The organism is Acidobacterium sp. S8, assembly GCF_009765985.1.
Taxonomy (GTDB): domain Bacteria; phylum Acidobacteriota; class Terriglobia; order Terriglobales; family Acidobacteriaceae; genus Alloacidobacterium.
The window spans coordinates 244,490-264,105 of record NZ_LMUM01000015.1 but is presented as its reverse complement, the minus strand read 5'-3'; the positions used below and the strand labels follow the sequence as shown (position 1 = coordinate 264,105).

Below are 19,616 nucleotides of genomic sequence, written 5' to 3'. Positions count from 1 at the left end.
CCTCAAAATAGCCGCCCTTGCGCTCAGAGCAGGTAAAACGGCCTGTCAATTTTTATCGCGTAAATCGAGCACGCTTCGCACTTCCGCGGAAAATAGATCCATGGCCTGCTTTACCAGCGGATTTTCAAGCGCAGCAGCTTGCACCGATCCACTGGCTGCCGACCGCGATTTTGCCGGAGCACTCGACGCGGCACCTTCGCCGGGAACAACTAACAACTTTTGTTGTACTCCAGAGGACCGCAGGGTGTTCCTTGCAATCTTATCCGCATCGACATTCATAGTAAGGCCCAGCATCGTTTTCTTAATGCCTACTTCAACGCGAATCGTGTCGCCTTCCAGCGCCCACTTGCCGGAATCCAGCAGAACAGCTGCGGTATTGTGACCATTCTGCTCGAGCGCAGTACAGACCGCCTCGCGAATTCTGTCGAGGTCGCCATTCTGCTGCGGAGTTATCTCTACGCGCGGCTCGGTCGCGAGCGCCAGGGCGCCTTCGGTTGCTTCCATCGGCATTTCAACGACGGTAGCGACTGGAACCTTGAGGGTTGCCGTTTCCACCGCTTTGGCCGTAACTTCAAGCGGAGTGAGCGTTCGTGCGGGCGCCGGGGCAGGAGCGGACATTTCCGGTTCAGGCGCTGCCAATTGCGACTTCACCGTTAACCCGGTGTCACTGGTAATTTTCCGGTTACGGTCCGCTTCAAAAGGAGAAAACACCGGTTTTGCCGGTTCCGGAGCACGGACAGGCTCGGCAGTCCTGACCGGAGCAGTTGGCGAGGGCTTCGGTAGTGCTCCTCCACCAGTTGTGGGCCTTATGCCTCCGGCAGGCATTTGGCTCAGCAGTTCTTCGACTGGCAGCAGACGTTGCAGATGCACCAGCTTTACCAGTCCCAGTTCCAGATGGAAACGTTGCTCCTGCCTGTAATTCAATTCGTCGAAGGTTCGCAGCATGACCTGCAGAAAGCGCGTCAGATCCTCTTCAGCAAACAGAGCCGCAGACCTTGCCGCACGCGCACGCTCATCGGTTGAAATCTGCAGCAGTTCGGAATCCACACCCGCAATGCGCGCCATGAGCACATTGCGCAGGTACCGCACAAATTGTCGGGCCAGCGCCGATGGGCTATTTCCCGCGTCAAGCAACCGATTCATCTCAGCGATGACCGGGGCCGTCTGGTTCTCGCTGATCGCCTCCATCAAGCGCTCGAAGACAGTATTGGGAACAGTGCCCATCAGCTCCAGAATCTGTGCTGCATCGAGCTTTGCTTTGCCATCGATCAATGGAGCGGAGGCAATCGCCTGGTCCATGATCGACAGAGCATCTCGCATCGATCCATCCCCGGCTTCAGCAAGCAGAGCCAGCGCGGCCTCATCAGCAGCGACCCCTTCATGAGCCGCGATGGCGCGTAGCTGTCCCAGGATGTCGTCAAACTTTACCGCGTGAAAGCTGAAGTGCTGGCAACGAGAGCGAATTGTTTGCGGAAAATCCTCCGGCTGTGTCGTGGCCATCATGAAGACAACATGGTCTGGCGGCTCTTCGAGCGTCTTCAGCAGGGCGTTGAAGGCCGCATCGGTGATCTGGTGCGCCTCATCAAGGATGTAAATCTTGTACTTGTCACGTGCAGGACGGTAGCGGGCCGCGTCTCTCAGCTCACGAATCTCATCAATGCCGCGATTGGTGGCCGCGTCGATTTCGATCACATCGACGGCATTCCCGGCCCTGATTTCCGTGCACGAATCGCAGACACCGCAGGGTTCTGGCGTGGGTCGCTCAGCAGATCCGATAGCTGTCCGACAGTTGAGCGCCATGGCCAGAATGCGGGCGATAGTCGTTTTACCGATGCCGCGGTGGCCGCTGAAGATATAGCCATGAGCGATGCGCCCTTGTTCGAGGGCGTTGAGCAGGGTACGGGTGACGTGCTCCTGTCCCACTACATCGCTGAAGCGCTGGGGACGATATTTTCTAGCTAGAACCTGATAAGCCATGAGTGATCTGAAAGACGATTGTATCGCTTACTGGCTGCGGAAATTTTTAGCGGCGGTAAGCGATGAATTTCAGACCTTCTCGTTTTATAGTGTTTAGAGTGGCGACGCAGTAAACTAAACAAATCTAAAGGAAACCATAGGCCCACGAACGATGAATAAGACAACTTTCCGGCTGCTCCTCGCTATCCCAGTGCTGGCAGGCGCCGCTGCTGCTTGTGCCTCCGACCCGGGCATTGTTGTGCCAAATGACTACCATGGGGCCATTCATATTTCTTTTTGTGAACGCGCGTCGGGAAATCCTCCAATCCAGGTGGATTCCATGGGACACGGCAGTTCCGGCCTTTGCGAAAAATCTCTCACCAAATTTGCCCTCAAGCGGGCAAATGGCACGTCGTTATCTGCTCCGGATATGCAACTGGTCACCACTGGCGACGGTGTGGTCGTGGGAGCTAATTTCACCGTTCAGTAGAAGAATTTAGTCCAATAATTGCAATCATCTGTTCATAAACTCCCGCTAGTCTGGCCGTCGCGGAGAAGAATGATGAACGACGATACGCAAGAGTTAGATCAGCTCCAGTCCAATTACAAAGCCGCAGTCGAGGTATGGATTTCTGCCATCCGCGACGAAGAAGCACTTGCCTCAGGCGACCATTCTGTCGCTGAAATCGACAAGTGGGAATCTGCACACTTTCGTGAAGAGGATGCCCGCACCCTGGCAAAGGAAGCAAAGAAGGAATATGAGGATGCGCTGCGCGAGAAGTTCTTCGGCTTCTGACGAGCAGCGCAAATTTGTTATTTAAGCCTGAAAATCAGCTGGCGACTGCCTGACGCGCCAGAGCACGACGGAGCACCGTCTCCAGTGCGGCCTTTTGTTCAGCGTATTCCTGCTCGCTGAGCTTGCCTTCCAGCCGCTCGGTCTCCAGCGCAAATAATTCTTCTTTGAGCGCGGTCAACAGATCCGACGGCAGGGTTGACGCAGTCCTGATGGTGGCTGGCATCGTCGGTGATAAAGGCGCAGTAACAGGTTCAGGCTTTGCCCGCAGCAGAAATGCGGCCGCTGCAGCCAAGACAAGTGCCAGGCCGCTCAAAATCCACCACTTGTACTTATTCAAAGGGTCCGGCGTGTCGATGGGATTGCCCAATCCGCCGCCGGGACGCGTGTCGTTGGCCGCGGAAGTCTCACCGGCCTCAGGCCCCGATGGCGCTTGCTCACCCTGTCCCTGTGCCTCGCGAGGCATCGAGCCCGTTCCGGAAACCGAAAAAGCCAGCGCCTGCGACGGGGAGACGTTTCTGGTCAGGAAGGTCTGCGCGTCGGATCCATCATTGATGGGCTGGAATGCAGTCGATCCGGAACTCGCAAACTTCATGCTTTTTGGCAGCATAACTGCGACATTTTGGGTTGGCAGCGAAACCTTCGGCGTGAAATTAAAGCTACCGTTGTAGGGCAGATGATAGCTCACCTGGAAACGGGTTTCGCCCGGACGTACCGGGAAGACGAAAGCATAGTAACCCTTCTCGCCTGTAGGAACGGGAGACGAGGATACCGGCATGCCTCCGGGGCCCATGGCCGCTGAGCCTTCAATGCGTGCGTCCGGCGGCAGGAAAATCTCATATGCGCGCGGACTAAACTGCGTTTTCGGCGGATTCGACTCGTTTTTGACGAAATAATTCTCGATAACGTGCAGCCCCTGAGGATCGGTCTCGATGCGCATTACGTTCGCTTCGGTGCTGACACCCTCTACCTTGGCCAGAACATCGTAAACATCGACATCCGCGGTTGTCGTACCGGGCGGCACCGGTTGAAAATAAGTAGCCTTTTCGTGGTCAACGCGGATCAGGTGCATGCCCTTATCGGGCACATCGATGGAGTAATGCCCCTTGGCGTCCGTTTTGGTGCGTCCCGCCTCCTGCATGCCCTGACCGAAAGCGATCAGCACCACATCATCCCCGGCTGCAGGCTTACCGATCGTTTTGTTCGTAACAGTTCCGGTTACAGTGGCAGCGAGCGCGGGTAGAGAAGCCGCAAAGATACCAAGCGCTGCAACGCCAAGACGCAAACGTGAAATCAATGTCATGAATAGTTTTCCAAATGCTTTCTAAATATGTGCCACACCACACCGGCTGGTTACCAATGCGAAGGTATCTTATGCTCATGCACTATGAAGAGTCTGCCGCTCCAGCAAATCCATTTCGGCCATAATTTCAGCTGCCTCATTTTCAAGCGCAGCTCGCTGCGCAGCGTAATCTTCTTCGGGATATTTGCCGGCACGGTACTCGAAGTTCAGATCGCGTAGATTGTCATACAAAACCTCTTTGCGCTCGCGCAGGAAATCGAGCCGCGTCTTCTGAATCTGCGCCTCTGGATGGCGGTCGGGATAGAAGACATAGATAAAAATGGCGATCAGAAGCAGCCCACAGGCAATCGTACTCATAGTTCAGTCTCCTTCCGAATCTGGTCGCGGATGCGATCAAAGCCACGCACATTGGACGCAGCGGGCATAGCGACCGTGCGCAGCCTCCACTTTCTTACCAGTGCAATCGTGCCGCCAATGCCGAGCAGCAGTACAAGCGGCGGCACAACCCAGGCTATGATGTTGAACTTCGTCAGCATGGGAGCGGCCAGCACTGTCGGACCATATTTTGCCTGAAAAGCCTCCAGAATCTCCGTGTCGCCCTTGCCCTGGCTCAGTGCCGTGCGCAGTTCAGCAAGTTCTCCATCGGAGTCAGGGCAGCCCAGGTGATTGCACTCAATCAAAATTTGCCCGCAACCGCATACGCACATCATCTTGTGCCCAAGATCGTTGTAGCGAACAGCCGTGTCCGCTGATCCCATGGTGAAGATTGCGAGCAAAACCAGGAGCCCCAGCTGCGAAAAACGAAACAGCTTCCGCATCAATCGCCGCCCTTACTTACAGCCATTTCCGGAGTTTCCCTCACAGGCAGGCGGCTGCGGCTGGCAGCATAGGCCGCGGTCATATTCGGAGTTAGCGCAACGAAAGTTCCGATAATCACAATCACCACGCCAATCCATATCCACGCAACCAGCGGATTCAGAAATACCTTGATGATCGGCTGTCCACTGTCCGGATCCTTGCCTGCGTAGATCACATATAAATCCCACGCAAGAGTGGAATGATTGGCGACAATCGTCGAAGTCGTCTGGCTTGCCTGATAGAAGCGTTTCTCCGGGGCAAGCTGCGTAATTTTTTTATCGCCGCGGTAGACATCGAGGATTGCGTATTCCGTGTCGTAATTCGGATTTGTATCCTGCGAGTAATCCTGGCAGACAAGACGGTACGGCCCCATCGTCATGCTCTGCTTAAAGTTCAGTTCTTGTTCGACGCTCCGATCGAAGGCCGAACCCGCGAGGCCGATAAAGATTACGACCACGCCGAAGTGAATGATATATCCGCCATAACGGCGGGTATTACGGCGCGTGAGCTGAATCATCGAGGCGAAAATATTCTGCCCGGTATGCCGCGAAATCACGCCTGCGCCGCGCAGAAATTCAGACCCGACAGCCGTAACCACCAGCGCCCCCAGCGACCATGCCATGAGCGAATAGAACGTACCCTGATCTTTCAGGGGGTAAACGCCGCAAGCGACCAGCACAATCGCAGTCACCAGAGCTGCCACCGCCGGCAGGATAAAGTTCTTGCGAATGCTTTTGAAAGAGGTGCTGCGCCATGCGAGGATCGGGCCGATACCGGTAAGAAATAACAGGAACAACCCGATAGGCACCGCCACGCGATTATAAAAAGGCGCGCTGACTGTGACTTTGTTTCCCTGTACATATTCTGAAATGACAGGGAAGAGAGTGCCCCAGAGAACGGTGAAGCAGGCCGCCAGCAGCACCAGGTTATTAAAGAGAAAACTCGATTCGCGTGAAACCAGCGACTCCAGTTTGTGCTCGCTCTTCAAATGGTCGCGCTGCAGAATAAACGTGAACAGGCAAACCACCAGCACAATCACCAGGAACGCCCAGAACCACGTGCCAATCGACGACTGTGCAAACGCATGTACGGAGCTCACCAATCCCGATCGCGTCAGCAGCGTCCCCAGAATCGACAGCGCGAAGGTTGAAAAGATCAGCCACACATTCCAGTTCTTCATCATGCCGCGCTTCTCCTGCATCATGACCGAATGCAGAAACGCAGTGCCGGTAAGCCACGGCATCAGCGAAGCATTTTCGACCGGATCCCAGCCCCAATAGCCGCCCCAACCGAGTACCGAATACGCCCAGTGCGCGCCGAGGAAGATGCCGCAGGTTAAAAACAGCCACGCTACCATCGTCCAGCGCCGCGTAATGTGGATCCACTTATCGCCCGGGTACCGCATCATCAGCGCGCCCAGCGCAAAGGCAAACGGCACGGCAAAGCCCACATATCCCAGGTAGAGCATCGGCGGGTGAATGACCATTTCCGGATACTGCAACAGAGGATTTAATCCGAAGCCGTCCTGCGGAATCGTTCCCGCCACCAGCGCGAACGGCGGTGCGGCAAAATTCAGCAGCAGTAAAAAGAAAATCTGTATCCCGGAAAGAATTGTCGAGGCGTACGCCGTCAGCTTCACATCGACTTTATGCCGTGCCCGCAGCACAAAACCGTAAGCCGCCAGCAGCCACGCCCACAACAGCAGCGAGCCTTCCTGTCCTGACCACAGTGCCGCAAATTTATACGCTCCCGGGAGGGCACGGTTCGAGTGGTGCAGGATGTAAGAGACCGAAAAATCGTTCGCAAACGCAGCCCACACCAAGGCAAACGCTGCGCTCGTAACTGCGAAAAAGCTGCCGATTCCCGCGCGGCGGGCAGTTTCCGCAAGCCGCTCTGGAGAGACGCGGCCACGCGATCCGGTCGCCAGTTGGCGCAGCGCAATTGCGCCCGCAAGAAGGTTGTAGCCGCTGAGGGCCAGCGCTAGCAGGAGAGCGAAGCTTCCAAATGCAGGCATAGATGTGTTTAGCAGAACCGATCCACTATGAAACGTCCGGTGAACATTTTATTGTCGCACCCCGTTTCGCCCGCGGCAAACGACGGCTGGACTTATGTTATTTACCCAACATGGGTTGGATGAAATCTTTCTGACTGGTACACTCGGCTGCTTGCGCGGATTTCGTGAAAGGAAATTGATTTTGATCTGCCAAAATCGAAGACGAAAATTTGGTTTATTTCTCGCCCTTGCATCTTTTCTTTCTGCAGCTGTTGGCTTTTCCGCAACCAAAGACATTCCTGCCCACGGTCCCGCTGTCGTGCTCTTTGATGGTCACGATCTGAACGGCTTCGATACCTTGATCAAGAGCAAAGGACTGAACAGCGATCCCGACCATGTCTTTCGAGTGGAGCACGCGTCGTTCACGTCTCCGGCAAGGAGATGGGCTACATCATCACAAAAACGGAATACCAGAATTACTATCTGAGAGCCGAGTTCAAATGGGGTGAGGGAACATTCGCACCGCGTGAAGGGCAGGCCCGCGACAGCGGCATCCTCTACAACATTCAGGGTGATCAGAAAGTATGGCCGCGCTCGGTTGAATTCCAGATCAACGAAGGCTGTACCGGCGATTTCTGGATGACCGATGGTGCGGCGCTTACCGGAAAAGATGGCAAGCGTGTCACTGGCCCTCCGGGCAGCGCGCTCAAGATCGATCGCTTCAATAAAGGCCCGTAGAAGAACATCATCGGCTATCGCGATCCCGTGAATGAAGCTGAAAAACCACATCGCGAATGGAACGTCGTAGAGCTTGTCAATCAGAACGGTCACGTAAAGCAATACGTAAATGGCAAGCTGGTGAATGAAGGCACGGACGCATTTCCTTCCAGCGGCAAAATTCTCTTTCAATCGGAAGGCGCAGAAGTATTCTTCCGGAATATGAAGCTCTATCTACTGAAGTAACTCCTGGAAACATATGACGAAAAACTTTATCTGCTTCGTTGCTTTCTCAAGTTTTACTATGCTCAGCGTAACTGCTTTTGCACAGGGCGACCGTAAGACAGAGCCCGGCAATGGTCCCTTCGGAGTGCCTCAGGCCACGTTTTTCTCGCACCGCCTTGGCACCGACCATGCCGAAGGCATCACCACGCTCGATATGAACGGCGACGGCTACCCCGACATCCTCAGCGGAGCCTACTGGTACGAAAATCCGGGCCCGAACGGCGGCGAGTGGAAACGGCACCAGTACCGCACCGTCGGTACCCACGATGAGTTCGTCTCCGATTGCGGCGAGTGGACGGTCGACGTGAATCATGATGGCGCGCCCGATGTAGTGACAGCCGGCTGGATCAGTAACGGGCTGTGGTGGTATGAGAATCCGAAGAAGCCTGGCGTGATGTGGGAGCGCCATTTCATTACCGACAGCTTCGATACAGAAGGCACATGGATGGCCGACATCAACGGTGATGGCAAGCCCGATATCGTACTCGCTCATTACAACCACTCCGGAATCATTTGGGTGGACTTTTCCGGTGCTCAACCGAAGGTCCATCATGTGATGGGCAAAGAGCAGGATGGTCATGGCACGGGCGTTGCCGACGTGAATGGCGACGGTAAAGCTGACATCCTCACGCCTACAGGCTGGCTTGAAAATGTGGACGCCGATCACGACCAGTGGAAATGGCACCCGGACTGGAACCTCGGCGAAACCGGCTTCCCCATCATCGGTTATGACGTCAACAACGACGGCAAGATGGACATCATCTATGGTCGCGGCCATAGCTACGGCCTCTATTGGATGGAGCAGCAGGGAAGCGGCGCCGATCGCAAATGGGTGCAGCACACCATTGACGAATCCTTCTCACAGGTACATGCCCTCAGGCTTGCCGACATCGACGGCGACGGCGAACCGGAGCTGATCGCAGGAAAGCGCTATCGCGGACACAACGGCAACGATCCCGGATCTTACGACCCGCTCGTTATCTATTACTACAAGATCGACCGCAAGACTGGTCAGTTTACGCGTTACGCCATTTCCGTCAACGGAACTGCAGGCGCGGGCACTCAGTTCATCGCCGAAGATCTCGACAAGGATGGAGATGTCGACATTGCAGTCGCTGGAAAATCGGGAGTGCATTTCCTTGAGAATCTCAAGGTGAATAAAGTGCCCAAGGAGCAGCGCGAGCGCGAAATTCTGATCAACAAAGATTGGCCATTTCCCAACGAAGGTCAGGATGTACCGCAGGAAAACGGTCCGCAGCCACGGTAGGGTAGCAATAGTGTTTTCATTCTGAGCGGAGACGAAGAATCCAAAGTGATGCGGAATGCAATCAAGCGCAAGGTTTCTAGGCGAAGGTTTTACCGGGAAGCTGGTAATTGCTTGACGCTACCTGTACCTCCTTGATTCTTCGCGCGGATGCGCTCAGAATGACACCGTTTTGGGGACTCGTGTTTTACTTTCCGATCAAATCCTTGAACTCCGGGTGCTTCTGTACATAGTCAAGCGCCACCGGACAAATCACGTCGACCTTCAGCTTATTTTCCCGTGCATATTCGAACGCTGTCTGCGCCAGCATTCCTGCAATCCCGCGACCGCGCAGCTGCGACGGTACTTCGGTATGCCATAGGGTCATCCATCCATGCCCGTCAACTTCGAATTCGAGATACGCAGTCTGTCCACCTTCCTCGAACTCGAACCTGTTTCTGGATACGTTCTGCTGCGAATTACGCGAAGAATCAGTGTTCATGGTTTCTTACTATAATGGTTCGCTATTTTTATGGAGGCTTCCGGCCAGTTCACATCGCTGTGGTTTAGCCGCAGCGTTTAGCCAAAGATAAACTCCTTCGTGCGCAATTCCTTCACGGTATCGCGCAGTTTGGCTGCCTTTTCAAATTCGAATTGCTTGGCGGCCTCGCGCATCTCGGTTTCCAGCTTGCCTATATAAATGTCAAGTTCCGTCTGCGATTTGAACTCCGGCATGTCATCGGCTTGTTCGGTCAGGTCGGCGTAGTCGGCCTTCAGAATCTGCGCCAGCGACATGTCGGTCGGGCGAATGACTGAAGTCGGCGTGATGCCGTGCTCTTCGTTATATGCGCGCTGTACTTCGCGCCGTCGTGAAGTCTCATCCATCGCCTGCTTCATCGAGTCGGTAATGCGGTCGGCATACAGAATCGCACGGCCGCTGACGTGCCGCGCAGCTCGCCCCATCGTCTGAATCAGCGATCCGGCGGAGCGCAGGAAGCCTTCCTTGTCCGCGTCGAGAATCGCTACCAGTGAAACCTCCGGTAGATCGAGGCCTTCGCGCAGCAGGTTAATGCCGATGAGCACGTCATACTCGCCTTTGCGCAGATCGCGCAGCAGCCGCACGCGCTCCAGTGTCTCGATCTCCGAGTGCATGTAGCGACAGCGGACGCCGACTTCGGTGTAGTACCCGGCAAGATCTTCCGCCATACGCTTGGTCAGTGTCGTTACCAGTACGCGTTCATTCTTTGCGGCGCGATCACGAATCTCGGCCAGCAGATCGTCGATCTGTCCGCGTACCGGACGAATCTCGACTTCAGGATCGATTAATCCCGTAGGTCGAATGATCTGTTCGACTACGACTCCGGCAGATTTAGTCAGCTCATATGGTCCCGGCGTCGCGGAGACATATACCAGCTGGTTGGTGCGAACTTCAAATTCTTCAAATCTCAGCGGACGATTGTCCGTTGCCGAAGGCAAGCGGAAGCCATAGTCCACAAGATTCTGCTTGCGTGAGCGGTCGCCGTGCCACATGCCGTGCAACTGCGGCACGGTTGCGTGCGATTCATCGATAAAGAGCAGGAAATCGCGCGGGAAGTAATCGAGCAGCGTCGGCGGAGGCTCGCCGGGCAGGCGTCCGGAGAAGTGTCGAGAGTAGTTCTCGATGCCATGGCAGTATCCGACGGACTTGATCATCTCCAGATCGAATCGCGTCCGCTGGTGGATACGCTGCGACTCGACCAGTCTTCCCTGCGATTCCAGATCTTTTTCCCACCACTCCAGTTCTTCGAGGATGGAGGCGATGGCGCCGTTTTTCTTCTCCGGCTTCACTACGTAGTGGCTCTTCGGGTAGATGGGCAGGCGGGCGAATTTCTGCTTTACTGTGCCGAAGAGCGGATCGATCTGCGCGAGCGACTCGACTTCGTCGCCGAAGAGCTCGATGCGGTAGGCGTTTTCGTCATAAGTAGGGAAGACCTCGATCACGTCACCGCGCACCCGGAAAGTTCCGCGGCGGAAGTCTGCGTCATTGCGCTCGTAGAGAATTTCCACCAGCTTGCGGGTGATGTCCTCACGCCGCACGCGCTGGCCTTTTTCGAGCAGCAGCAGCATGCCGTAGTAGGCATCCGGATCGCCGAGGCCGTAGATGCAGGAGACGGAGGAGACGATGATGGCGTCACGCCGCTCGAAGAGGGACCGCGTGGCAGAAAGCCGCAGCTTATCCAGCTCTTCGTTGATGGTCGCTTCCTTCTCTATATATAGGTCGCCAGCCGGAATGTAGGCTTCGGGCTGGTAATAGTCGTAATAAGAGACGAAATATTCGACCGCATTCGAGGGGAAAAACTGCTTAAATTCGTGATAAAGCTGCGCCGCAAGCGTCTTATTGTGCGCCAGAATCAGCGCCGGGCGGTTCAGTTCCTCGATGATCTTCGCCATCGTGAAGGTCTTGCCTGATCCGGTAACACCGAGCAGCACTTGGTGCTTTTCTCCGGCATTGATGCCGGAAATGAGCTCTTCTATCGCCCGTCCCTGATCGCCTCGCGGCTTGTAGTCGCTTACCAGCTGAAAATCCATTGAGCCCTCAACTTCTCATGGTAATGGAAGCTCTGCGGATTGTTCGTTGGGGGGTGGGGGGCCCTCCTCTATCTTCATCAAAATAAAGGTTGAGTCTTTCAATTGACTGTAAGTGTCTGATTTTATTCTAATTGTTTACAAGTGTTTGATTCATAAAGAGAAAGCCCGCCGATGAAGGCGGGCCCTTTGCTCTATTTCTATTGTAGCTTTTTCAGGGGAAATACTCTGCCAAGTTTTTCGAAGAATATTTCGTTTTAAATCAGTAATTTGCGAGGAATTTTGTATTTTGGGGGCTTGACAAAGTTTTCCTGGTGGCCCGGGGCTAAAGCCCCCTTGTTTGGTTTGACTCATTCACCGGGCTGAGCCTGGTGCTTCCACCCTTTTTCTTAGCCTGGAGAGTGTTTCGAGGTGCGGGGTGGGTTGGAGATTCTTCGCCTGCGGCTCAGAATGACGAAGTGATAACAGTTTCGATGTATGTAATGCCACATTCCGCTAGATATAGGCTACTTGCTCTACGCGGTTTTTAAGGGCCTTGCCCAAGCAAGGCCTTCGCACGAACTTTGTTCGTGCGGGTCCTTCGACTTCGCTCAGGATGACGGCACTTAAGGATCAGAACGATAGGGCGATGATTGAGTATCAACAGCTGTGACGCATGTGATCCCATATCTATGAGATGTGGGCACCGACTTCGCACGAACTTTGTTTGTGCGGGTTCCTTCGGCCGGCTCAGGACAGGTTCTTCGACTTTGCTCGGGATGACGGCGCTTGAGTGGGCCTGTCGATGCTCGCCATCCTGAAAATCCGACACTCCCATCCAAAAAAACAGATTAGAAGTTAAAGCGCATGGCGAGTTGCATGCGGCGTGCTGGATAGGCGCTGGTGACCTGGCCGAAGTCTTCGCTTCCTTCTACTGTATCGACGAATGAGCCGTTTTCGTGATTCAGGACGTTGAAGGCGGAGGCGGAGACACCGAGGGTCGGGCTCTTGTCTACTTCTTTGGGGTGAAGCTTGAAGTCGTATCCCCAGCGGAGGTCGAGGTCGGTGTAATCGGGGCCGATTTCGGAGTTGCGGGGTACGTCGTCCGGGCGGGCGTTGAAGAGGTTGGTGCCGTAGGAATCTTCGCCGGTGGTGACGGTCCAGGGCTTGCCGGTGTTGGTGAAGACGCCGATTCCCAGGTTCAGAAGGTGATCGGGGTTGATCATGCCGTAGAGGCCGAAGTGCTGCCGCTGATCCCAGTCAGCCGGACCCCACTCGGCATTGGGTGCGTACTGGTTCTGGGGGAACCAGTAGATGCCGCTGGTGTTGTTGCCGTAATGGCTCCAGGTATACCAGGCGAAGCCGGTGAAGCGCTTGTTGAGGCGGCCTCGGTAGTTGACGTCGAGTGCGCTGCCATTCTGATTGCCTTCGGATTGGATCTGACGGAGCTGCGCGACGTCGGCATCGGGCCGTACAGAGTAATCAGGGGCTGTGGGCGCGTTGATATCGACGGAGCGATAGAGATTAACGCCGCGATTTATGCGTCCGCCGATGGAGAGCGTGCCCTTTTCGCCAACTTTGCGATCGATGGAGATTCCGTAGTTGATCTGGTAGGGCGTTTTTAAGTTTGGAGCGCGCTCGACGAGCGAAGGCGGCAGCGTGTTGAGGTCGGCGCAATCTTCAATGGGGTTGCAGAGCGGCTGTTGGTTCGAGGAAAGCTGCAGCAGGCGCAGGTTGGCGTATTCGTAACGCGCGAGGTCGGAGATGGGGCCTGAACCGGTGCGGTCGTAGTAGATGCCGCCGCCGCCACGCACGACCATCTCGTGTTCCTTATCGAGCACGAGGGCGAAGGAGAGGCGCGGAGAGAAATTGTTCGTATCGTTGCCGGGAAAATTTTGCCAGTCGTAGCGGAGGCCGGGAGTCAGCGAGAAGATGGGCGAAAGCTTGATCTGATCCTGAATGAAGCCACCGACTTCCTGCTGGTGATAGACGAAGCGCGTCTGACCCTGCTGGATTGAGAATCCGGAGGGAATGCCTGCCTGATAGTTCTGGATGGCGGTGGCGAGCAGGGTGCCGTCGGCTGCATAGGTTGGGCCGTAGGTGTAGCTGCCAGCGTTGTTCGTGTGGTCTTCAAGCACGCGGCGGCTCATGTGCGGCAGGTTGATGCCGAACTTGAGATTGTGCGGACCCTTGGTCCACGAGACCATTTCGTTGGCGCGGAGGTTGTATTCGGTGCGATCCTGCGCGTTCTGAGCGCTTCCGCCAGTGAAATTGCCCTGCACGGTGACTCGGGGTTGATCAACGACATTCGAAGTGGGATCGTAGCTGCGCTCGAGCACGATGGAAGCCTGATTCAGGATGGAGGGCGAGACGATGTAGTCGTCGTGCAAGATGACGTCATCTTCACGGGTTTCAGTGTTGTATCCGGCTTCGGGGAGCGTCTGGTTGCCGACACCCTGATTACGGTTGGTGGCGTCCTGAAAGGCGTACATGACCGATGCCGAATTCTCATCGCTGAACTGGTGGCCGACGCGCAGAGAGAATTCCGTATCGCGGGTGGGCGCGGGGACGTTTTCGTTGAAGATGCCGTCGGGGTTGTCCTGCGTGGGCGCGACGGTTGCGTTGACGGTGGCGCTCAGATCTTCTTCTGCACGGTTGAAGGAGAAGAGGAATGCTGAATTCTTTGCGTGCCAGAGCGGGCCGGTGACATTGCCTTCATAGATGCGGCGCTGCTCGGGTGGCTTGCTGGGCGCGAAGGCATTTTGCGCGTTCAGGGATGCGTCGCGGAAGAGGAAGTTGAGCTGGCCGTGATAGGAATCGGCTGCCTGCTTGGTGATGATCTCAAGCTGACCGCGGCCGGGGCGGTAATACTGCGCGGAATAAGGGTCCTGATTGATGTGGACTTCCTGCACGGCGGAGGGCGAAATCATGGCGCGGTTGGCTTCGACGCCATCGACCATGAGGCCAGTGCCAGCGGTCGATCCTTCACCGGAGTCGAGGAAGCTGCTCATGGCGGTCACGTAGTCGTTGTCGAAGACCGGCATGGCTTTGAGATCGTCGGAACTCATGACGGCGGTATCGCCATTTGCGTCAGAGGCGGTCAAGTCGACGTTGGAGCTAGCGTTGACTTCTACCTGCGTGACGGCTTCTGCAATCGAGAGGGCGAAAGCGACCGGAGTTCCGGCGGTGGCTCCGACGTGAATCTGCTGCGAGGAGGTCTGGAAACCCTGAAGGTTTACTGTGAGCGAATAATCGCCCTGACGCGGAGGCTGAATGCGGAAGCTACCGGAGGGGTCGGTGGTCGCGGTCGAGAGCACGGCTCCGGTGGCGTCGGTCAACTGCACCTGAGCGCCGGGGATGATGGCTCCGGTGGTATCGGTGACGGTGCCGTTTATGGTTGCGACAGAGGAGCTGGCTGCGGGGGCGGCGGGCGCGTCGACTGCAAAAGCACAGGCGGCAGGGCAGACAAGAAGAGCAGAGAGAAAGGCAGTGCGCAGCAAGGCTGAGTCTCCTTCAGGCGAAAATAAAAACTTGCAGAAGTTGCCAGTGGTCGAACCAGGGGTAAGCGCCATCACCGGATTTTAAATAGACGTTTCCGCCGGTGAAAAGCTGCTATGAATTTATATTCGCAGTATCCAGAGCAGAAATCCAGTCTTTTGGAAAATCAGCCAAATAATCGGATGGTATGGTTTCCACGGTATGCGACGAAAGACCATAACGGCAGCCCAGAGCCCAGGTTTTTGCGCGTCTCGCGGTGAGGATGTCGACGTCCGAATCACCGACCATAACGGTTTCTTCGGGCAGCACTCCGGCTTCGCGGATGAGAGTGGTCAGTCCTTCGGGATCGGGCTTTTTGGTCGGGAAGCTGTTGCCGCCGTAGATGCGGAAGAAGTACGGGGTTAATTTGAGAGCGTCGCAGATGGCCTGCGCGGGAATGACAGGCTTGTTGGTGAGCACGGCCATCTGACGGCCGGCCTTCAGGGCTTCGAGCGCTTCGAAGACGCCTTCGTAGACATAGGTGTAGTCGAGCTTGTGGATACGGTAGTGATTGAGGAACGAGTTCAAGGCACTGTCGATCAGCGGCTCGTCGGCTGGATCGCCGAGGGCCCGGCGCACGAGCATGTTTGCGCCATCGCCGATGTATTCGGCGATGATCTCTTCGGGCAGCGGCTGGCGGCCGAATTCGGTCAGCATGGCGTTGATGGAGTTTGCCAGGTCTCTGCGCGAATCGATGAGCGTGCCGTCGAGATCGAAAACGATGAGCTTGATCTTGTGAGCGGGGATCTGCTGCTGCGTGTTCTGCCACATATTTCCAGTGTAAAGGCGGTGGCCCTAGATCTTCTGCTGCTTCCAGCGTCCTCTACGGAAGAGGATGACGCTGGCTCCGGCGATGGCGCATTCCGATAGAACGATGGCGAGGAAGACGCCGTGCTCGTGCATCTGCATATGAAACGAGAGCCATAGCGCTAGGGGAATCTGAAAGACCCAGAAGCCGAAGAAGTTGACGATGGTGGGCGTGATGGTATCGCCTGCGCCGTTGAAGGACTGCAGCATGACCATGGCGTAGGCGTAGCCAATGTTGCCGCAGCTCAGGATGCGCAACGCGGTCGCAGCGATGGGGACAACGGCGGGGTCCTGAATGAAGAGGCGCACGGCAGGCGTGGCGAAGAAGATGAAGAAGACGCCGATGCTTCCGAGGAAGATGACGTTATATAGGCCGGTGCGCCACACGGATTTCTCTGCGCGATCGGGATGTTTGGCCCCGAGGTTCTGGCCGACGAGCGTTGCCGCCGCGTTGCTGAGACCCCATGACGGCAGAATGATGAAGATGAGGATGCGGATGGCGACGGTGTAGCCGGCGAGTGCGCTGGCTCCGAAATAAGAGATGATGCGAACGAGTCCGATCCAGCTGGTGTGCGCGATGGCGAATTGCAGGATGCCGGTGGCGGAGACGCGCACCAGTCGCCACAGCACGGCGACGTTTAGACGGATGTGCCGCGCCAGAACGTGGATGCGCTCCGTGCCTTTGAGCAGCCGGTAGAACTGGTAAAGAACGCCGATGCTGCGGCCCGTCATGGTTGCCAGTGCAGCTCCGGTGACGCCGAGTTTCGGGAATGGTCCGAGGCCGAAGATAAGGCATGGGTCGAGGATAAGGTTGATGATGTTCGAGACCCATAACAACCGCATGGCGATGGCGGCGTCGCCTGCTCCGCGAAAGATGGCGTTGTTGAGGAAGAGCATGACGATAGCGCCGCAACCACCGAGGGCGATGCGGGCGTAGCCGGAGCCGGTGGCGATGATGTCAGGCGTCGCACCCATGAGGCGTAAGAGATCGGGCGCAAAGATGAAGCAGGGAATCCCAATCGACAGGGAGACTAGCAGGCCGAGAAAAATTGCTTGAACTCCGGCGATGGCGGCGTCTTCCGGATCTTTTTCTCCGATGCGGCGAGCGACCATAGCAGTGGTGGACATGGCAAGGCCGATGCCGACGGCGAAGACCAGCGAGAGCAGCGATTCAGTGAGTCCAACGGTGGCTACCGCATTTGCGCCTAGACGCCCGACCCAGAAGACATCGACTACCGCGAAGAGCGATTCCAGCACCATTTCGAGGACCATGGGAATCGCAAGCAGAAGAATGGCGCGGTTGAGGCTGCCTGTGGTGTAGTCCTGATGCGAGCCGCGCAGAGCTTCGCGGATGGATGCCCACAAGGAAGGCTGTGTACCCGCGGATTGTGACGGTGTATTCATAAACCGGATATGTGAATGCCTAAGGGAGTGTACAGGGAGTCACATACATCTGTTGTCAAGATTGTGCTCACGATATGCTCAGTGACATGCGCACCATCGCTCTGCTTTTTACTCTGGCTGCTGCCGTTTCAACGACAACTGTTCTGGCTCAGGAGACACGCTTTCCCACGAATGAGGATTTGAGGCATACGCGCTCGCTGAGCCAGCCTCGGCTTGCGCCGGATGGGGACAGCGTACTGGTACAGGTCGCGGATGCGACGGCAGGTGGCGGCCACAGCCATTTGTGGCTGGTCGATATCAAGCAGAATGCGGCGCGTCAGCTCACTTACTCACCGGAGTCGGATAAACGCGGAGAGCATAACGGCGAGTGGCTGTCGGATGGCAGCGCGATTCTCTTTCTGGCAAAGCGTGGCGAGCATACGCAGCTTTATCGTCTGCCGATGGAGGGCGGCGAGGCGCATCCGTATGACATGAAGATTGAGCCGACGGTCGATGCATCGTCGGAGCCGGATGCGATTCCGCCGAGCAAGGAAAAAGCAGAGGCGAAAAAAGATGCTCTGCCTATTGACGTGGAGAAGTTCTATGTTTCTCCGGATGGAAAGTGGATTGCGGCGGTTGCGCACGATCCGCAGACTCCAGGAGAAAAGAAGCAGGAGACGGAGAAGGCTGATGCGGAGTGGGTGGATCATGATCCACATGGCTCGCGGCTCTATCTTTTCGACACTGCTACAGGAAAGTTGACGCGGACGGCGGTCGATCCGGATGTGGAGTCGGTGGCGTGGAAGCCGCAGTCGGACAAGTTTCTGGTAATAACGGAGAAGCCGAACAACGCAGGCGACCTTGGTCCTGCGAAGGCTGCGTGGCTGTTAGCTACGAATGATACGGAGCATCCTCAGGAAATAAAGCAGATTGTGGCGACGGTCTCGCAGGCGGCATGGTCGGATGATGGAAAGAGAATTTATTATCACGCGCAGGCCGAGCAGGATGCGCCTCCGGGGTACGACGATCTCTACGTCTTTACGACTGGTGACGGCGCGGTTAAAAATCTCAGCCGCGATTACAAAGGAACGATCGGACACGAAGGACCGATTGCTGTCGATGGCAAGGTGTTGCAATCGGTGCAGAACGGAACTCGGGTTTTAGTTGCGCGCTTTGGGGATGGAACGCCGGAGGCGCTCAAATTCAACACGCCAGTTACTACGGGTTTAAACACCAATACGCGGCATAACGGATGGGTTTGGATCGGCACCGGCAGCACGGCACCGCTCACACTCTTTTTTGCGGAGAAGCTGGATCATGCGGGTCATCCTCTGAATACTCCGTCGGCGATTCCGGCGAAGTGGACGGAAACGCCTTCTCAGCTTGTGCAGTGGCAGAACGAGGGGCAGACGCTGGAAGGGCTGCTCTATCTGCCTCCGCAGGCGAAAGACCGCAAGGTGCCACTGATTGTGGATGTGCACGGCGGCCCGACGGGAGCATGGGAAGACAGTTATTCGCCGCTCGTTCCGTTTTTACTGGGACACGGATGGGCGGTCTTCCGTCCGAATCCTCGTGGGAGTACCGGGTATGGCGCTGCTTTCGCTGCGGCGAATAAGAATGACCTGGGCGGCGCAGATTTTCGCGACATTATGACCGGAGTGGATGCGGTCATTGCTCACTTTTCAGTCGATGCCGATAAGTTGGCGCTGATGGGTTACAGCTACGGCGGGGAAATGGCCGGATTTGCGGAAGGGAAGACGGATTGCTTCAAGGCGATTATCAGCGGCGCTCCTGTGATCGATCAGTTCAGTGAATACGGCACGGAGAGCGGTTCCTGGTATGACCGCTGGTTCTATGGCAAGCCATGGGAGCACGATGCTGATGCGTGGAAGCAGAGTCCGATTTCCGGAGTAGCGAATGCGAAGACGCCGTTTCTTCTGTTGCAGGGGGACAGTGATGTTACCGACCCATTGGGACAGAGCCTGGAGATGTACCGCGCCCTACGCCAGATGGGCGTGACCGCGGAGCTGGTTCGCTATCCGCGTGAGGACCATGGGCCACTTGCAGGAGGAATCTTCGGCAATCCGAGCCCGGAGCCGTGGCATGGTTTCGATGGTCGGCAGCGCATTGTGAAATTTCTCGAAAGGGCTTTTGGGCAATAAAAACACGGAGTTATCGGGTCCTCGGGGACTGAGAC

At 56.1% G+C, this 19,616-nt stretch carries 14 protein-coding genes and 1 pseudogene; 5 read left to right on the top strand and 10 right to left on the bottom strand.

Going from position 1 to position 19,616, the window contains the following annotated elements:
* Positions 1-45 precede the first annotated feature (45 nt).
* A complete protein-coding gene (dnaX, locus tag GSQ86_RS04985; protein ID WP_158748845.1) occupies positions 46-1,977 on the bottom strand; it encodes a DNA polymerase III subunit gamma/tau in 1,932 nt (643 codons plus the stop codon).
* A gap of 151 nt (positions 1,978-2,128) precedes the next feature.
* Here dnaX and GSQ86_RS04980 point away from each other — a divergent pair, with 151 nt between their 5' ends.
* Both GSQ86_RS04980 and GSQ86_RS04975 read left to right on the top strand, forming a co-directional pair.
* Positions 2,129-2,446, top strand: coding sequence for a hypothetical protein (locus tag GSQ86_RS04980; protein WP_158748844.1), 318 nt, complete (start codon positions 2,129-2,131; stop codon positions 2,444-2,446).
* 69 nt (positions 2,447-2,515) lie between these two features.
* Positions 2,516-2,752: a hypothetical protein gene (locus GSQ86_RS04975; protein WP_254062154.1), complete on the top strand. Its 237-nt coding sequence runs from the start codon at positions 2,516-2,518 to the stop codon at positions 2,750-2,752.
* A gap of 34 nt (positions 2,753-2,786) precedes the next feature.
* Here the strand turns inward: GSQ86_RS04975 and GSQ86_RS04970 are convergent, their stop codons facing one another.
* The 4 genes from GSQ86_RS04970 to GSQ86_RS04955 form a co-directional block, all read right to left on the bottom strand.
* Complete coding sequence (locus GSQ86_RS04970) at positions 2,787-4,052, bottom strand: carboxypeptidase regulatory-like domain-containing protein (RefSeq protein WP_158748843.1); 1,266 nt, start codon at positions 4,050-4,052, stop codon at positions 2,787-2,789.
* A 75-nt stretch (positions 4,053-4,127) separates the two neighbouring features.
* Positions 4,128-4,409, bottom strand: a complete 282-nt coding sequence (locus tag GSQ86_RS04965) for a hypothetical protein (RefSeq protein ID WP_158748842.1) — start codon at positions 4,407-4,409, stop codon at positions 4,128-4,130.
* The gene (locus GSQ86_RS04960) at positions 4,406-4,870 is read right to left on the bottom strand and encodes a cytochrome c-type biogenesis protein CcmH (RefSeq protein WP_158748841.1); all 465 of its coding nucleotides are present in this window, start codon (positions 4,868-4,870) and stop codon (positions 4,406-4,408) included. The genes GSQ86_RS04965 and GSQ86_RS04960 overlap by 4 nt, the downstream gene beginning before the upstream one ends.
* Positions 4,870-6,924, bottom strand: a complete 2,055-nt coding sequence (locus GSQ86_RS04955; protein WP_158748840.1) for a heme lyase CcmF/NrfE family subunit — start codon at positions 6,922-6,924, stop codon at positions 4,870-4,872. Before GSQ86_RS04955 ends, GSQ86_RS04960 begins: the two co-directional genes overlap by 1 nt.
* 420 nt (positions 6,925-7,344) lie before the next feature.
* Between GSQ86_RS04955 and GSQ86_RS23310 the strand changes: the two are divergent.
* Positions 7,345-7,866 (top strand): annotated as a pseudogene (locus GSQ86_RS23310) (DUF1080 domain-containing protein).
* A 13-nt stretch (positions 7,867-7,879) separates the two neighbouring features.
* Positions 7,880-9,172: a VCBS repeat-containing protein gene (locus tag GSQ86_RS04945; RefSeq protein ID WP_158748839.1), complete on the top strand. Its 1,293-nt coding sequence runs from the start codon at positions 7,880-7,882 to the stop codon at positions 9,170-9,172.
* 184 nt (positions 9,173-9,356) lie between these two features.
* Here the strand turns inward: GSQ86_RS04945 and GSQ86_RS04940 are convergent, their stop codons facing one another.
* The 5 genes from GSQ86_RS04940 to GSQ86_RS04920 form a co-directional block, all read right to left on the bottom strand.
* Positions 9,357-9,650 carry a GNAT family N-acetyltransferase gene (locus GSQ86_RS04940; RefSeq protein WP_158748838.1) on the bottom strand — a complete coding sequence of 98 codons (294 nt, stop codon included), beginning with the start codon at positions 9,648-9,650 and terminating at the stop codon, positions 9,357-9,359.
* A gap of 77 nt (positions 9,651-9,727) precedes the next feature.
* Positions 9,728-11,716, bottom strand: coding sequence for an excinuclease ABC subunit UvrB (gene uvrB, locus GSQ86_RS04935; RefSeq protein ID WP_158748837.1), 1,989 nt, complete (start codon positions 11,714-11,716; stop codon positions 9,728-9,730).
* Between the two features lie 827 nt (positions 11,717-12,543).
* Positions 12,544-15,192, bottom strand: coding sequence for a carboxypeptidase regulatory-like domain-containing protein (locus GSQ86_RS04930; RefSeq protein ID WP_158748836.1), 2,649 nt, complete (start codon positions 15,190-15,192; stop codon positions 12,544-12,546).
* Between the two features lie 112 nt (positions 15,193-15,304).
* Positions 15,305-16,000, bottom strand: a complete 696-nt coding sequence (locus tag GSQ86_RS04925; RefSeq protein WP_158748835.1) for an HAD family hydrolase — start codon at positions 15,998-16,000, stop codon at positions 15,305-15,307.
* A gap of 24 nt (positions 16,001-16,024) precedes the next feature.
* Positions 16,025-17,440: an MATE family efflux transporter gene (locus GSQ86_RS04920; protein WP_158748834.1), complete on the bottom strand. Its 1,416-nt coding sequence runs from the start codon at positions 17,438-17,440 to the stop codon at positions 16,025-16,027.
* Positions 17,441-17,526: 86 nt separating this feature from the next.
* On the opposite strand from GSQ86_RS04920, the gene GSQ86_RS04915 reads away from it, so the two are divergent.
* On the top strand, positions 17,527-19,581 hold the full coding sequence (locus GSQ86_RS04915; protein WP_158748833.1) for a S9 family peptidase: 2,055 nt from the start codon (positions 17,527-17,529) through the stop codon (positions 19,579-19,581).
* The last annotated feature ends 35 nt before the right edge of the window (positions 19,582-19,616 follow it).

What these genes read in the sequence shown, in the direction of transcription:
- dnaX (WP_158748845.1), bottom strand. Translation starts at nt 1,977, where the DNA reads ATGGCTTATCAGGTTCTAGCTAGAAAATATCGTCCCCAGCGCTTCAGC.
- GSQ86_RS04980 (WP_158748844.1), top strand. Translation starts at nt 2,129, where the DNA reads ATGAATAAGACAACTTTCCGGCTGCTCCTCGCTATCCCAGTGCTGGCA.
- GSQ86_RS04975 (WP_254062154.1), top strand. Translation starts at nt 2,516, where the DNA reads ATGATGAACGACGATACGCAAGAGTTAGATCAGCTCCAGTCCAATTAC.
- GSQ86_RS04970 (WP_158748843.1), bottom strand. Translation starts at nt 4,052, where the DNA reads ATGACATTGATTTCACGTTTGCGTCTTGGCGTTGCAGCGCTTGGTATC.
- GSQ86_RS04965 (WP_158748842.1), bottom strand. Translation starts at nt 4,409, where the DNA reads ATGAGTACGATTGCCTGTGGGCTGCTTCTGATCGCCATTTTTATCTAT.
- GSQ86_RS04960 (WP_158748841.1), bottom strand. Translation starts at nt 4,870, where the DNA reads ATGCGGAAGCTGTTTCGTTTTTCGCAGCTGGGGCTCCTGGTTTTGCTC.
- GSQ86_RS04955 (WP_158748840.1), bottom strand. Translation starts at nt 6,924, where the DNA reads ATGCCTGCATTTGGAAGCTTCGCTCTCCTGCTAGCGCTGGCCCTCAGC.
- GSQ86_RS04945 (WP_158748839.1), top strand. Translation starts at nt 7,880, where the DNA reads ATGACGAAAAACTTTATCTGCTTCGTTGCTTTCTCAAGTTTTACTATG.
- GSQ86_RS04940 (WP_158748838.1), bottom strand. Translation starts at nt 9,650, where the DNA reads ATGAACACTGATTCTTCGCGTAATTCGCAGCAGAACGTATCCAGAAAC.
- uvrB (WP_158748837.1), bottom strand. Translation starts at nt 11,716, where the DNA reads ATGGATTTTCAGCTGGTAAGCGACTACAAGCCGCGAGGCGATCAGGGA.
- GSQ86_RS04925 (WP_158748835.1), bottom strand. Translation starts at nt 16,000, where the DNA reads ATGTGGCAGAACACGCAGCAGCAGATCCCCGCTCACAAGATCAAGCTC.
- GSQ86_RS04920 (WP_158748834.1), bottom strand. Translation starts at nt 17,440, where the DNA reads ATGAATACACCGTCACAATCCGCGGGTACACAGCCTTCCTTGTGGGCA.
- GSQ86_RS04915 (WP_158748833.1), top strand. Translation starts at nt 17,527, where the DNA reads ATGCGCACCATCGCTCTGCTTTTTACTCTGGCTGCTGCCGTTTCAACG.